Consider the following 15,418-nt stretch of genomic DNA (forward strand, 5'->3'; position numbering starts at 1 on the left):
ATTCAATCTATTTTCAAATGGTAGATAATTAAAAAATAAAGTACGAATAGACAATTACAACCATCTCTTTCTTTTAAAATAGATAATTGGAAAAATTACACTTAATAACATGATAGATATTGCTATTGGGTAACCAAATTTCCATTTTAATTCCGGCATCATTTCAAAATTCATACCGTAGACACCAGCAATTAATGTTGGAAAGGCTATACATACAGTTACCATTGTAAGTATTTTAAAAATATGATTTTGTTCCAACTCAATTTTATTACTGATGTTTTCCTTCAAATCATCCAGACGATCAAAGTTAAATTGAATATAATCTGATACCACAGCCAAATCGTTAAGTTCAATATCAATGATATCTTTGACATTCATTCTCTTTTCCCATTCGCCTTTTTTGTACATTGAAAAAATTCGCTTCGTTTCATTGATTGATTCCTTTACAAGTAAATTATTGAAATTATATTGTGTAATAATATCAAGGTCTTTATCTGTAAATTCTTTTTCAATCAATACTCTGCTTGCTAATGCCTTGATCCTTTTTGCTAAACTTTCTGTAACATCTGCATAGTAATCAGAAATATATTCAACTTGCAATTTAAACATGGCCTTTGAATCAGATAAATGTTTTATACTAGCATTAAACTTAAACGCATATGTTTTATTAAAAAAGTCATCGAGACTGGAAGTAAGAAAACTGAATACCCTATTGGAAGATATTATAATAAACAATGGTTCTTCAACCATCTGTTTTGTTTTATTATAATAAGGAATGGAAAAGTGAAAAGAAGCCTGGTTTTCATTTTCAAAATAATGAGAGCTGACTTCAATATCTTCAGTATGATTCATAATTGAAAAATCAAGTCCGAATTTCTCCTTTACCCAATCAATTTCTTCTTGTTTGAAATCAAGAAACTGAATAGATATAAAATCCATCATATCATCTTTAATTTCGTTTGTATTACTGATTCTGTGAAATTCTCTGGATTTTAAAATCAATTCAATCATCGTATTTTTTACATATTCATAAATCACTTTTTCCTTACTATATATGAGCCACCTTAACTCTTCCAGAATTAGTTATTTAATCAAGCTCTATTGACTTAATTTCAGTAAAACATGGATGGGATAAGGATAATGATGCATTTTGAATGGAAGGTGGTTCCATATAGGTTTTATCGGAGATAGTCCCACTTACCTTAACTCTTTTGCCTTCAAACTTCTGAACTTCATCTGCAGATCTTTTGGATTCCGGATTGTAAGGCGGTAGTAAAATAATTGACAGAGTATCATTTACCTCAACTTTATAATGTCCTGAATATTCTTCTTTGCCTGGCTTCTGAATTAAACTAACAGGTTTGTAAGTCCCCACAACTGTTAAGTCTTTGCCTTCGATTTCCTTTATTTCCCGAATTGATTGTACTTCGCTCATATTACTTTTCTTTTGGCAATTGAAGAGAAAAAATCCAACTGCTACTATTAAAATTATATTTTTCATGCTTTGTTTATTCTCATAGTTGTTGGACTTGTCCCTTGTTGATTGTCAGGAAACCGCCTTTGGCATAGCCTTTCTTAGTTTGAAGCCTTATATTATTTCAATATACAAATGAAAGCAAATTTATTAAATTGCAGTCAGTAGTAAGATATCATTATAAAATAAATAACAAATTATAAACAACAATAAAAAGAGAACTGTATGAGAAAAATAATTTCATTTATGCATATATCACTTGATGGTTTTGTTGCAGGGCCGAACGGAGAAATGAACTGGATTAAAGTTAATGAAGAAATTTTTGATTATGTAGGAAAGCGCATAAAAGAAGGCGACACGGCATTATATGGACGCGTAACTTATCAGATGATGGAAAGTTATTGGCCAACCGCTGGTGACCAGCCAAATGCATCCAAACACGACATTGAACATTCACAGTGGTATAAAAAAGTTCACAAAGTTGTTTTATCAAAAACAATGAAAGGCGCTGATTTGACTAATACTACAATTATCAGCGACAACATTGCAAAAGAAATAAATAAAATAAAACAACAACCAGGTAGTGACATCTTGCTTTTCGGCAGCCCGACAGCAACACATGTACTTATTCAAGAAAACTTAATTGACGGCTACTGGCTATTTGTTAATCCTATTATCCTCGGACAAGGTATTCCACTGTTTACAGGCATCAAAGGCAAAGTAAAATTAAAATTATTGAATACTCATCAATTTGATATTGGAGTAACTGAACTGAATTACACAGTAGACAGATAATAAAAACGAACCGCTAATATCTGAATCGGCATCAATGGTATTAGAACAACTGTTCCAATCCTGTCTACCCTTCATCCCTTAAACCCCTGCTCAGATGAGAATCTCTGTACACTATTATGTTCTAATTTTATTGGTTATACTGTCGTAAAAATCCTTGAATTTGTCGTATCAAACCCTCTTAAGGGCATGTTTTTAATATCATCTTTGCTAAAGAAAAGTTATTATAAATAACGATTATAAAGTGGAGCAGCAGCCACATAAAAAAACGGGCGGCCCGAAAAGCCAAATGAGTAGGATCAACGCAAAAAGATTTATTAAAATGTCAGGAAACAAAGTATCATTACACAGAGTCATTAAAGCTTCTCCAGAAAAGGTATACCGAGCATTTACAGAAGCACTTGCAATTGCTGCATGGTTGCCTCCTTATGGTTTTCTTTGCACTGTACATGACATGAATGTGAAGGCAGGCGGTACATTCAGAATGTCGTTTCATAATTTTACTACGGGTAACGGACACTCTTTTGGTGGAGAATATGTGGAGGTTAAACCTAATGAGTTTCTTAAGTATACAGACAAATTTGAGGACCCTAACATGCCAGGCATTATGACTACCTCCGTTTGGCTTCAAAAGACATCTGTGGGTACAGAACTGAAAGTATTACAGGAAGGTATCCCCGATATCATTCCGGTGGAAATGTGTTACCTGGGCTGGCAAGAGTCCCTGGAAAAGCTAATTAAACTGGTTGAACCTCAAATACCTGATGCCTGATCAACTCAGACTTCTGATTATGTCGATTAACAGCCACCATAAAGTGGCTGTTTCTTTTACTTCTGCTGGTTTAAAGTAGATAAAAATCTTACCAAAAGGAATTCGTATTATATATTCGAAAGAGCGGTAAACTTAACTTAAATTTAAGCTCTTACCTTCCAAACTTCCAATTTTTCTGCTGCGCTTTTGAGTGGAATGTCCAAGCCAGGATTCTACTGATTTTCTGACCTTGAGACATATCAATAGTTTTCACCTCTGCACTATTTACTTTGTTCAGGATCTTATATAGAGTTGAAAGATTTTCTTTCTTGGAAACCAATGTGGTAAACCAAAGACATTGCATTGGGTAATTTGCACTTTCGTTAATCATTTGTGTTATGAAACTCAATTCTCCACCTTCACACCATAACTCGGCATTTTGCCCTCCAAAGTTTAAAATAGCTTTGTCTGGTTGTTTGGAGTTCAGTTTCAAATTAGTAATTTTTCGAAGTGCATTCTTTCTTGCTTCTTCAGCTGAATTATGAAAAGGTGGATTACAAATTGTGAGTGCAAATCTATCTTCAGCTGTAATGATATTTTTGAAAATAAAACGAGATTTAGGTTGTTGTTGCAGACTAATCGCATCTAACAATTGAGGATTATTCCTGATGATTTTTTCGCAATTCAGGAGGGCCATTTCATCTATATCTGTTCCAACAAAAGACCAATCATAAACGGCATTTCCTAATATTGGGTAAATACAATTGGCTCCAACGCCAATATCTAAAACTTGAACATTTTTGCCTTGTGGAATAATTTCGTTGTTATTGGAAGCTAATAAGTCCGCAATGTAATGAATGTAATCTACTCTGCCCGGAATTGGAGGACAAAGATAGTTTTCCGGAATATCCCAATATTTAATGTCATAACAGGCAATTAACAATGCTTTATTGAGTGCTTTTACAGCTTTAGGATTACTAAAATCAACGGTTTCAATAGAATGTTCATTGATCATTACAAAATTTTGAAGCTCAGGATAAACAGCGATTAACTCTTCAAAATTATACCCCAATCGATGTTTATTTCTGGGATGTAAATTATTTTTTTCGACAGTCGGTCTAGGTTTCATTTCTTGCATTCAGATTACAAAGATAGTTGTAAAAAATGGAATGGAGTAACATAGCTCTTGCTGAAAGAAGCAGCAATTGGAGCCAGAGCAACAAAATATTTAAAAAATGCTCTTGCTGGTGCTCAAACTGTTGCTGATTCTCTGCTTGCTCCCAATCTATCAACTCAATAACAAAGAAAAACTTATTCTATTTCATTGCATCGTTAAATCTTTATTAAGACCACACTCCCAATCTCCATATAATCATCTATTCCAACATATAAGCCTTTCCTGCTTCTTTTTGATAACTCAACCTATAAATGTAACCGCCCAATAGTATCAGACATAACATTATTTAATGCCAACCATCATTACAGCTTCCCTAATAAAAAATAGAACAATTAATAAAATATTTTAAAATATTTATTAATTATTTGAAATATTCTGATATTGTGACTCTTACAGTCATTTAAACAACAGCTATTTAAGTTTTCAACACAGCTTGTGGCCTAATATTCTTATGAATATTTCAGCTGCAACAATCATTCATTTATATACTATAATATTTAAATCATGGCAACTTTACAAAGAACATTTAAGTATGAAGGTGATTCATCGGCTACAGTTTTAAGCGAAGTTAATCTCAGCTTTCAAATTCCGACTTTCGAATTCAATACATTTTTAAGGGATGGAAGGCCTTTTCCCCAAAGGAATACTGTTGGTAAAGAGGTAAAGGTTATAAATAAGAAGCTAAAAGATGATAGTTATGACATTGCTTTCCCAAACGAATTGCTCATTGGTACTAGCCCAAATTCAGTAAAACTCTTTTATGAATACTTAGGTACCATTGGTTTTGTAAACAATGACCTCCATCTTCTTGATGCTCTTTCTGCAGAGATTGCTCTTGAGATCAATGGCAATAAAGGGAATCTCTTTGGACAAACTCAGATGGGGGCACTTTACAGTCTATCTACCGCTTCGGAGAAGTATAAGGAAATCATGGATCGGAAAGCGGGACTTAACTCGGGAGTTGTTGTCAATGAAAGTGCAGCAGAAAAATTAGAACTTGACTTGATTGACTATATAAGAAAGAATGTCTTTGTTATAAATAAAGATTCCTTTTTAAAAGCAGCAATTCAATTTAGATCGGTAGAACCAAGATTTAATGAATATGCTTTACTTTTTATCATCGCCCATTTAACGGACGTATCATCTGGCAAACCAAAAATAAAAATTGTTCTCGATGAACTTATACCTTTTCTGAAAACGAACTTTGGTATTGGCAGAAACGAATCCATCGCTACAATTAAAGATATAATTACAGACGACTTATATGATTTCCCTGTTACTGTTCCCGAAATAACCTCTGCTGAAGTCAAAGGAACATTCAAAATTATTACGTCTGACAATTCATCTGTTTCAGCTAAGGATTTTAATTTTTTTAATTTATCTCTTGAGTATTTAATACAGGACTCAGGTCTCAACGTTCATCCCCAGTCCATCAGTTTTGATTGGACAAGTGCTCAGCCAACCGGGAACAATGAAGTTCCTTTCACATTCGAAACAATCATAACCAATTTCATAAGCGGCCCACTAAGCATAAGAGTCAAATGCTATGATGGGTCTATCGCGTGGGAAAATCAATATGAAACCACAAATCCTGAACTCCAAAATTTACTCATTGAAGTTCCCCTTACCAAACCTCTTGTCATAACTACTGGCGACGAACCCACTCCATCTGGTGGGAATAAAAAATTAACAGGTAAAGTGCTTGAAATGTCTGGCCTTTGCAAGTTAAAAGATCTCACCATAGTGATACAGGCGAAAAAAACAGGAGATACCATATGGAGAATTGTAGGTTCGGCTGCAACAGACAGTTCCGGAAATTTTTCATTACCTTATCCATATGGGAATTACATATCTGCTCAGGCATTAGTCTCATTGACACCAAATAGTCCGGCAGATATCAACGTTTATTCCGATGCAGAGCATGTTTCAAAGAATGAAACTATCTCTGATGATTTTCTTTACTTATTGTTGCAGGATGCTAATTGCGAGACAAATGAGGAGGAAAAGGATGATTGCGCATGTCATGATGTAAAAAAATCCAACCGGCTTCCTGGTCAGGAAGACCTGATACAATCTGATTCTTATACTCAGGATATAGGTGGATCATGTGTCAATCTTTCTACACCCAATAGGACGATTAATGAGTATTCTCAATTGGCGATCGTCAGAACATCCGATCCTGATGTCGCCAATTACACTCTTGCAAGCGATGGAAAAGGCAACTTCAGGTTGGAAGGAGGTCTGACTAAAATTGTCCGTAAACCGATTGATCTAAGCAACCCTATTTACTGGCAGGATGCACCTGATGCCCATGCGAATCTTTCCCTTTATCAGGCAGTCACCGTAGCAACCGGGCATATCCTTCATTACAACATTGTGACTAAAGCAGACGGCTACTCCATGGGAGAATTATTGTATTCCTTGCCGCTTGCGCCAGGTCAAAAAAAGGAGATCGTCATATTTGAACAAAGTCATACCTTAACTGGAAGCGAATCTCAAACTGTGTCTCAACGTGAATCATTGACTTCTTCTCTTGTCAATGACAGAAGCATTACTGACACCATCGCGGGGAACCTAAGTGAATCCATGAGAGGGAGTAGTTCTGCCACCACTTCAGGAGTAAGTGCTGGGTTTGGTCTTGCAGGTATTATTCAGGGAATAGGTGGTGCATTTGGTGTATCGGGAGGAGTTGCCAATTCGCACTCTACTGCTTCTCAAAACAGTTCCCGATCCCTATCAGAATATTTTAATGAACAATTCAAAAATGCAATAAATCAGAATGCACAAAGTTACCGTGAGTTGAATGCCTCCGTGATATCGACAGTGAAGGAAGGGCAAAATTATGGAGTGACCACAGAAGTGATTGCCAACCACAATCATTGTCATTCCCTTACTATGATGTATTTTGAGGTACTGAGACACTACGCGATTTACCAAGAACTTACCTTTGTAGAAGAATGTCTTTTTATTCCTTTGTTAATGACAAATTTCACGAGGGAAAATGTCTTCAAATGGCGTGATGTGTTGGCAAGCCATTTATTACCTATGCCTTCTGAAACTTATCTTCAACCATTCACTCTTGTAGGAATTGGTCGCCAGCATCCTTTGCTGAGAGCTTTTGACGCCATTGACCGGATAAAAACCAATTATGAAAATGTGGACTTTCCCGATGGTGCGTATGATGATGAGGTCATTACTTTCATTACCGGCGAAATATATATACAAACCAATCTGCCTCGTCCAAAATCAAAATATGACAGGATAAAATCATGGCCAATTGAGAAAAAATCTGTTTGGTCTTGGTCAGCTGCATTAATCGGTGGTATTCTTGGAGGGCCTCTTGGTGCAATTGTTGGAGGTTACTTAAATTCAGATGGAAGCCTAAAACCAGACGCATACAGTGTGATCGACGATTACATTTCTGTAGATGCAAATTTTGCGACCGTTCCTCCTGCCCAATGTATCCGAATCAAAAAGATTGATCAGAATTTCTTTGAAGAAGGAGGCTTTGATAAAGCACAATGGGATGCCTATGCAAAATTGCTTAACAAGAGCACCTTCGATATGCTTGCTTATTATTTTAAAGATAGATTGATCTCCGAATGGGATAGCATCTTCTACAATGACATAGCACCTCTTATTTTTGAAAAAATAGCCGGCAACCTGAGTCTCGGTAGTTTTTCAGCGGTAGATTTCTCAACGGAGACCAAATACAAAGGGGGAAATACTCAAATGCGAATTAATCTTAGAGGCAGTGGATCCAATAAGAAGAGGAATGAGATTTCCCAATTACAAATCAGTTTTTATAATGCAGCAAGTCTTACAAATGATCTTGTTACATTAATTATTAAAAATGTAACAGTCCGGTACTCTACCCCGCATTATAACGGTATTCTATACAGCGGCTTTGTTGGGGATGACTTGGTTGATGGAAGTACATTATATACTCCGGAAAACGCTAATGAAAAACGCAATCCTAAAAAAGAAGATGAGTACATGGCACAAAAGCTAATTGTACACCTCAACAGCAATCTTGAATATTATAACAAAGTGTTGTGGCGAGCACTTGATCCGGATAGGCGATATATGCTTTTGGACGGTTTCAGTATCGAAACATATAATGATTTCGGACTTCCTGTAGGGTACAGAAGTTTAGCTTCCGTAGTAAAAAATGAACTGATTGGCATTTCAGGAAACTCATTGATTATGCCAGTAGCACCTGGATACAAAATAGACAGGACATTTGTGGTAGAGCAGCCTATAGAAGGGCCGGCAGTCGAAATAGATCTGCTTGAACATTATAAGCCCCTTACTCCTATCCCTCCTTACCGCATAAGTATTCCAAGCAAAGGAGTCTTTGCAGAAGCAGTACAAGGAGCTTGTGATGCCTGTGAAAAAGTAAAGGAAAATTCCTCTCAAGATTGGAATGTATTCAAAACGGATGAACCAACTCCTATCAATCCTGTTACTGTTCCTGTACCAACTGTGACAGATTGGAGGGCGGCATTTAAGGATTTTGCCACTCCTATCGTCAATATCCAGAATGCACCGGCAACTCCAACACCGGGTGCAGGTCTGGCGGGCATTTCTGATCTACTCGGCAAAAGTGACGTGTTTAAGGACATTACCGGTCTGGATCAGAACCAGAAGAATGCTATGCAGACTTACCTATCCAACCAACAGAATGCAAAAGACTTCGCACAAATGGCTAAAGAAATTTATACCATCGGCCATAATACAGAACATTCAGACAAGATCGCTGACTCAATCAGGAACTCACCTGAGCTGACAAAAGAGGAGAAAGCGAAACTATTAAAAGACCATTTCGGACAAATGGTAGATGGAGGTCAGACCAAAAAGGCAGAACAGGAAAATACACAGAACACAAAGCCATCCCTTACAGATGCCGCAGTAAAAGCAGCAGACCAGGGAAAGCCAGTAAAGGCGACGAGTATCGATAGTGAGGGAAAATCTGAATCCGTAGAGATTGGAGCAGGAAACACACAAAATTACAGAGTGCCAGGGCCAAAAGTTCCTCTCATACTTCAAGGTGATAAGACAGAAGCATGTTGGGCTGCCGCAGCGACTATGATGAAAAGCTGGAAAGATGGTAAAACGTATTCAATACAGGAAATCTTATCAATGGTACCTGACGAATATCTTTCCAAATACAATAACAACCAACCATTGCTGGCAAGTGAAAAGAAAGCATTTATTGAACCTCTTGGAATGATAGGCGAGCCGCCAGCAAACTATACATTCAATACCTATTTGGACTGGATGAAAACCTATGGCCCACTCTGGATTACGGTTGACAGTGATGCCACTTCGAATCTTTCCCCTCATGCTAAAATCCTTATAGGATATGATGGAGATGGTACAGAAGAAAACAGCCAGCTAGTCTTTTTAGACCCAGCCGTAAATGGAGAACAGAAAGAATCCTTCTCTGATTTTCTGAGTCAATATCAGGCTATGGTGACAGATAATCCTTCTGGCAATTTATTTATTCAGATTGTTCATTTTAAAGATGCCATTCTTGGAGAAGGCAAAAATTCAGGAACAGATGCGGCCCAAACTTTTGCTACTCTAAAAAGTCTGGCAAAGACTTCCTGTGAGAAACAAATTATCGACGCAGTCAGTGGATTAGCATGGATCAATCAGAACTACTCAGCCGATCGCGGCAAACCAATTGATCATGCTGGTTTCCTTGTGGGTATGGCCCTCATGTATGGTCGTTTTTATGCCTTGATTTCAAAAAATGAACGTTTCGCAACTGCCATGAGTAAGGCTCCTGTCGCCAATGATACCAATGATGCACTAAATCAACTCGATCTCGAATTTACAACAGGTCGAAACGGTAAGCCTGGTCTAGGAATTACAGACCATGCTGCAGGAGCGCCTACTCTTAGAAAAGTATTTACTCTTCTCTTCGGTCTCGGAATGCAGGAAAGTGAAGGTCAATTTAGCGCAGGTTTGAATCTGGATCCAGGGGAGTCAGCTGCAACCAAGACGAGCGAGGCATCGGAAGCCGGCTTTTTTCAAATGTCAAGAAGTATTGGCGTGGGAAATACAACAGCACGTTTTAAAGATATCCATGATTTGAATGAAATATTCACTGAACTTCAGTCGAGAGGAAGTATGCTTGATATTTTTAAAGTTGGGAATAATAGAATAGCTAACCCATCTCCACACAGGGCATCCAATGAAAGTGCAAATGCAGAAGGCGTGAAATTTCAAAAGTTAATCTTTACAAATCCGGCCTTTTCAGTTGTGCTAGCTGCATTAGCTATCAGAATGAACAGACAACATTGGGGTCCTATAAATAATAGAACTCTTAAAATTACAAAGGACTGTTATGACATGTTTCAATCCATTGAGGCTATAATGGATGCTAACAACTGTTCTGCAGAAATAGGATTTGTTAGAACCTCCTGGTCTAAAGTTTTAACTGGAGTACCAGAAATTTCAGCAACAGATCTTGCCATTGGAAAAGATTTTCTTTGGTTAGTCGGGTCAACTATTCTTGACAATAATGTAAAATTATATTCTGTTGATAAAAAGGCACCATTTGGTACAGCACCGATTTTCGATGGAGCCAAAAAAGTCCTGATAGATAGAACGCGTGAACCTTGGCTAATCGATTCCAATAATATAATTTTCCATGTAGAGAATGACATGTTTAAGAAGTTTCCAGGACTTTCCATAACAGCAACAGATGTGAGCATAGATGACAATGGGAATATCTGGATCATAAAAGATCAGAATGGCGATGCTAATGGTTTTGAGATAGTGCGATTCAATGTTTCTAATTCATCTACGGATCCTATAGCCGGACGAGCAATTAAAATCTTCATGGCTTCTAATAATACTCCTTGGGTCATCAATAAGCCTGGCGACTTGTTTTCCTTTGACGGAACTTCATGGAGTCAGGAAACTACACCTGAAAAGGTAAGTAGTCTAGCCATTGGGCAGAATGATGAAACATGGATAATCGGTGCAACTCCTGCGAATGCGGACAATTTTGCTATTTATAAACTTCACTCTACAGGTGATTGGATAAGTTACGATGGTGCAGGTATTGATATTGCATTAGACAATATAACGGAGCTGCCTTATGTTGTCCGAAAATCCGGAGACATTTTAAAAATGCTTTAATAGGAAATAAAAATAGTTTCAACATTTTGGCCTGTTTCTCAACAGGCCAAAATGTTCTTCCCCCAATAGTCTTCTCCGTGGCCTGTCCCCTGACAGCCACATTATTTTGTAGCAATTAAATTTTATTATCTTGTAGGAGCTATGGAAAATCCCTTTCTAAAATCAATACGCAAATTCTCCGTGGCCTGTCCCCTGAGGCCACATTGTTTGGTAGCAATTAAATTTTATCATATTGCAGGAGCTATGGAAAATCCCTTTTTAAAATCAATACGCAACTCCAGGATGAATCTTAAAGATGTTTATTTCTGGACAAATACAATAAAGGATTGGAAACATCTTTTAAAAGAGGACAAATTTAAACTAACAATTCTGGAAGAGTTAAAGTGGCTAGTAGATAATAAGAAGATTGCAGTTTATGCATATCATAATGCCCAATCATATGCATTTGGTTTGGGAACTACTTGAATTAAACGGAAAAGAAAACCCACATGCATCATTCAATAAATGGACAAGCAGTCAATTTTTAAAGAATCTTAGAAAAGATCATCCAAAGGTCTTGCCGTTTTTTATCGAACAAACTTCTGAACGATCTCACAGATTTTGGAAGCGTGATCCTCTTGCTGTATTAATGAATTCAAGAAAGAAAGTTGAACAAAAAATTGATTACATCCATTTGAATCCATTAAATGATAGATGGAATCTTGTTAAACGTCCAGAAGAATATAAATGGTCGTCAGCTATTTTTTACGAAAACGGATATGATGAATTTGGAATATTAACTCATTATATGGAAAGGTTCTAGCGGAGGAAAATTGTGGCCTGTCAGGGGACAGGCCACGGAGCAAAATCCTTCTGCACTTTGGTCCCTTTTACTTGGAAGGTGATAATTGATTTTCTTTTATCACAGATTACAGAGAATATTTTGGTTAAGCTGTGATTGAAAGATTCCGTCCGGTGCTGACACCGGACGGGGAGCAGCTCGCGAAATTTTGAAATGCTGATCAATATTTTTAAATTAGTTTATGATCTCTCATAAAAAACTTATTATTACCGCCTTTTTATTCTTTATTAATTTGAATGCTCAAGCCCAAGAGATTTGGACGGCTGGCCCTATGCTGCATGTAAACTTTGGGCGAGGAAAGCCAACCGTGTCTTTCGCCATAGAGGTAGCATACTGGAATGTCTCCAAATTCCCTCACAGTGTCGATTTTGGAATTGAATTCGATCGCAGAAAAACAACAAGATTTTACTCAGAGCTGCAAACTGGCATTGGTGTCACGGGTGTGTCTGCAGGCCCGGTATTGCAAGTTGGTGGAGGAGATGGCGCGAAACTGGGGCTTCAGGGTACAGGTTGGATTAATTACTACATAGGTTTGGATTACAGGATGCGCTTTTTCCGTGGCCAAAAACATCATAGTGCTGGCTTCTATGTAAAACTTCCAGTAGCAACGACTGGCCTTGACAATGGTCATAGTGGTGACTCTTTTGATGATTGGGATTAGCTTGGGTGATGCGAGATACAAAGTAGATATTGTAAAGGGGGAAAAATGATAATCTTGAAGGGGCGTGAACGCCCTCTCTGGCTGAAGTCTTCTGACTTCTGCCCACAAATGAGAGCAAGTTTATTAACTTGCGGATTGTAACACAGACATTCTGAATAAAGAATGCAACACTATTTTAAGTCCTCGGTCCGGTTCAGGCCTGGGCCATCCCCGAGACCATCTGTAGGACAATGTTATAGACAGAGTGGCCTGTCATGGGACAGGCCACGTATGAGAAAAAACAGCAAAAGGAAATTTGACAATTGAAAGCTCAACTCCAAGAATTAATTGATCTGCAAAAAGCTTCCTTAAAATAAACTTTAAAAAGTAATAATGATAAAAATAAAAACCTGAATATTCGACTATACTCAGGTTTTTCCAGTATATTAAAACCACAAAAAAATTTTATCATTTTTATTATAACTTTTTAAAAGAATAATGAACATTTATCACTACGTTTTAAAAGCATCATTACTGTTTTTGATGTCAATTCAGGTTTTCGGGCAAGATTGTAACCTGCCTTTAAAGGTTGGGGGCTTTGGCGATCGCCCTCATTTATATACAGGAATTCCTGATGGCTCTAATTTAAAAGCAATTTCAGCCGGAGGCGCTCATGTTGTGGCAGTAAAAGAAGATGGGACAGTAGTGGCATGGGGAAGTAATGAGTATGGAGAAATTGACATTCCAACCGGTCTTTCCGGAGTAAAAGCTGTAGTGGCAGGTGAAAAACATAGTGTAGCTTTAAAAGAAGATGGAACAGTTGTAGCCTGGGGAGACAATCGTGCTGGCCAAACCACAATTCCAAATGGATTACAAGGAGTAAAAGCCATTTGTTCCAGAGGTTCTGCTAACCTGGCTTTAAAAGAAGATGGAACAGTTGTTGGATGGGGCTATTCCCAAAAAGGATTATACTTTGGCCAATTAGATCTTCCTAATAATTTATCAGGAGTAAAAGCAATATCATTAGGCGCTGTAAATGGAGTTGCACTTAAAGATGACGGCACTGTTGTAGTATGGGGAGACAATGGTAACGGCCAGCTCATTATTCCAGCCGAAGTTAAAAATATTAAGGCTATTGCAGGTGGAGATTACCATATTCTGGCAGTAACTCAAGAGGGCAATGTAATTTGCTGGGGAAATGCGAATAGTTATCTAAGAGACGCAACCAATGTAAAGGAAATTGTAACTAGTCCACAGATTATGGTAGCTTTGACCGAAGATGGAAAGTTGATTGCAGATGGATTACCCAGAATATCACAAGTTCCTGTCGGACTTTCCGGAGTTAAGGCAGTAGCATGCAATTATGACTATACAGTATACCTGGCACCGGTCTGCAACGCATCTGTTGAATCAGCGGATCTTCCCAATGCTTCTATGGAAAAGCCCTACTCCTTTAAATTTAATGCAACCGATATCTGTAACAATGTTAACTGGACTATTGCTTCAGGAAGTTTACCTTTAGGTCTTGAGCTGTCTGCGAGTGGTACCCTTTCAGGTACACCTGAAGAATCTATTGAAGCTCAATTTACTTTAAGGGTAAAAGATGAAACCTGTGAAGCTCAAAAAGACTTTCTTTTGAAGGTAAATGGCATAGATAATATTGTAAATCCGGATTTTCCTGGTTTACAAATTTATCCTAACCCTGCAGCGAACTTCATTGATATAAAGCTTACACAAGCTTCTGACAATGTATCTCTGACCTTCTTTGATTCGAAAGGTAACCAGGTTTTAAAAACAGATAACGTATCTCAAAGAATTGATATTTCTTCACTCAGTAGTGGGCTCTACTATATACAACTTACCTCTTCTCAAAAAACAGCACATCTGAAGCTGTTAAAAAACTAATATAAAAACCGGTTATCCAAGTTCATTCAAACATCACACACTGAAATAAGCGGTCCCTGTAGCTTTCTTTGATGTCAGGCCTTACCTGACATCAAAGAAAAGCAACATCACATTATCAACAAGTGGAGGAGCTTATGGTGGTGGTTTGTATAATAGAAATTCAACAACACTCAATATCGCCTTTCAAGCCTCCCCATCTTTTCATACAGCAACCTAGATCAATCCCATAGTCCTTGTTTTGATTTACCTCACATTTGGTGAATTAAAATAAGATTAACGAGGATTCACGAGAACAGCGATTGCATCGCTATTTATATCCTCACCTCCCCGGGCTGTGTCTGCATCATGGCCGTCATCTTAACTGTTTATAATTTTAACAATCGCTTTATTCATTTATTTACAATCCTGAAGGGATTGAATATTTATAGAAAAGTGGATGTAGCATTGATGCGACCTAACGGGGTCGTATGCTATTTTCCAGGTATTATCTATAAACATATGACCTCTTCGAGGTCTGACCTTTCCTCAAAAAAATCTTTACTCCCCGGACGGAATCTTTCCAAAAGTGCTGCATTAAATAATACCAAAGACAATCCATATTAACACAACCCGTCTATTATATTAAAAATTATAACTTTTCTAAGACACAACAATTCTCCTGCTTGTATAAAACCCCAAAGCCA

At 37.4% G+C, this 15,418-nt stretch carries 11 protein-coding genes; 8 read left to right on the forward strand and 3 right to left on the reverse strand.

Annotated features, from left to right (window positions below; genetic code table 11):
- Positions 1-54 precede the first annotated feature (54 nt).
- Positions 55-1,011 (reverse strand): CorA family divalent cation transporter, encoded by a 957-nt coding sequence (locus K350_RS0100940; protein ID WP_028978318.1) that lies wholly within the window; start codon positions 1,009-1,011, stop codon positions 55-57.
- 76 nt (positions 1,012-1,087) lie between these two features.
- Positions 1,088-1,435, reverse strand: coding sequence for a hypothetical protein (locus K350_RS0100945; RefSeq protein ID WP_028978319.1), 348 nt, complete (start codon positions 1,433-1,435; stop codon positions 1,088-1,090).
- A gap of 264 nt (positions 1,436-1,699) precedes the next feature.
- On the opposite strand from K350_RS0100945, the gene K350_RS0100950 reads away from it, so the two are divergent.
- A complete protein-coding gene (locus K350_RS0100950) occupies positions 1,700-2,269 on the forward strand; it encodes a dihydrofolate reductase family protein (protein WP_028978320.1) in 570 nt (189 codons plus the stop codon).
- A gap of 319 nt (positions 2,270-2,588) precedes the next feature.
- Positions 2,589-3,038 (forward strand): SRPBCC family protein, encoded by a 450-nt coding sequence (locus K350_RS0100955; RefSeq protein WP_028978321.1) that lies wholly within the window; start codon positions 2,589-2,591, stop codon positions 3,036-3,038.
- 151 nt (positions 3,039-3,189) lie between these two features.
- On the opposite strand, the gene rlmF is transcribed toward K350_RS0100955, so the two are convergent.
- The gene (gene rlmF / locus K350_RS0100960; protein WP_028978322.1) at positions 3,190-4,146 is read right to left on the reverse strand and encodes a 23S rRNA (adenine(1618)-N(6))-methyltransferase RlmF; all 957 of its coding nucleotides are present in this window, start codon (positions 4,144-4,146) and stop codon (positions 3,190-3,192) included.
- A gap of 552 nt (positions 4,147-4,698) precedes the next feature.
- Between rlmF and K350_RS0100970 the strand changes: the two genes are divergently transcribed.
- From K350_RS0100970 to K350_RS0100995, 6 genes are all read left to right on the forward strand, one after another.
- Complete coding sequence (locus K350_RS0100970) at positions 4,699-11,349, forward strand: papain-like cysteine protease family protein (protein WP_028978323.1); 6,651 nt, start codon at positions 4,699-4,701, stop codon at positions 11,347-11,349.
- A 207-nt stretch (positions 11,350-11,556) separates the two neighbouring features.
- Positions 11,557-11,814: a hypothetical protein gene (locus K350_RS32650; protein WP_211236698.1), complete on the forward strand. Its 258-nt coding sequence runs from the start codon at positions 11,557-11,559 to the stop codon at positions 11,812-11,814.
- Positions 11,789-12,151 (forward strand): hypothetical protein, encoded by a 363-nt coding sequence (locus K350_RS26855; protein ID WP_051312741.1) that lies wholly within the window; start codon positions 11,789-11,791, stop codon positions 12,149-12,151. Before K350_RS32650 ends, K350_RS26855 begins: the two co-directional genes overlap by 26 nt.
- Before the next feature lie 310 nt (positions 12,152-12,461).
- Positions 12,462-12,851 (forward strand): hypothetical protein, encoded by a 390-nt coding sequence (locus tag K350_RS0100980; protein WP_156026807.1) that lies wholly within the window; start codon positions 12,462-12,464, stop codon positions 12,849-12,851.
- Between the two features lie 477 nt (positions 12,852-13,328).
- A complete protein-coding gene (locus K350_RS30625; RefSeq protein WP_081670839.1) occupies positions 13,329-14,735 on the forward strand; it encodes a T9SS type A sorting domain-containing protein in 1,407 nt (468 codons plus the stop codon).
- A 345-nt stretch (positions 14,736-15,080) separates the two neighbouring features.
- On the forward strand, positions 15,081-15,338 hold the full coding sequence (locus K350_RS0100995) for a hypothetical protein (protein WP_028978326.1): 258 nt from the start codon (positions 15,081-15,083) through the stop codon (positions 15,336-15,338).
- The last annotated feature ends 80 nt before the right edge of the window (positions 15,339-15,418 follow it).

The sequence above is a fragment of the Sporocytophaga myxococcoides DSM 11118 genome, from assembly GCF_000426725.1.
Classification (GTDB): domain Bacteria; phylum Bacteroidota; class Bacteroidia; order Cytophagales; family Cytophagaceae; genus Sporocytophaga; species Sporocytophaga myxococcoides.

What these genes read in the sequence shown, in the direction of transcription:
- K350_RS0100970 (WP_028978323.1), top strand. Translation starts at nt 4,699, where the DNA reads ATGGCAACTTTACAAAGAACATTTAAGTATGAAGGTGATTCATCGGCT.
- K350_RS30625 (WP_081670839.1), top strand. Translation starts at nt 13,329, where the DNA reads ATGAACATTTATCACTACGTTTTAAAAGCATCATTACTGTTTTTGATG.
- K350_RS0100980 (WP_156026807.1), top strand. Translation starts at nt 12,462, where the DNA reads ATGCTGCATGTAAACTTTGGGCGAGGAAAGCCAACCGTGTCTTTCGCC.
- K350_RS0100950 (WP_028978320.1), top strand. Translation starts at nt 1,700, where the DNA reads ATGAGAAAAATAATTTCATTTATGCATATATCACTTGATGGTTTTGTT.
- K350_RS0100995 (WP_028978326.1), top strand. Translation starts at nt 15,081, where the DNA reads ATGGCCGTCATCTTAACTGTTTATAATTTTAACAATCGCTTTATTCAT.
- K350_RS0100955 (WP_028978321.1), top strand. Translation starts at nt 2,589, where the DNA reads ATGTCAGGAAACAAAGTATCATTACACAGAGTCATTAAAGCTTCTCCA.
- K350_RS0100940 (WP_028978318.1), bottom strand. Translation starts at nt 1,011, where the DNA reads ATGATTGAATTGATTTTAAAATCCAGAGAATTTCACAGAATCAGTAAT.
- K350_RS26855 (WP_051312741.1), top strand. Translation starts at nt 11,789, where the DNA reads ATGCATTTGGTTTGGGAACTACTTGAATTAAACGGAAAAGAAAACCCA.
- rlmF (WP_028978322.1), bottom strand. Translation starts at nt 4,146, where the DNA reads ATGAAACCTAGACCGACTGTCGAAAAAAATAATTTACATCCCAGAAAT.
- K350_RS0100945 (WP_028978319.1), bottom strand. Translation starts at nt 1,435, where the DNA reads ATGAGCGAAGTACAATCAATTCGGGAAATAAAGGAAATCGAAGGCAAA.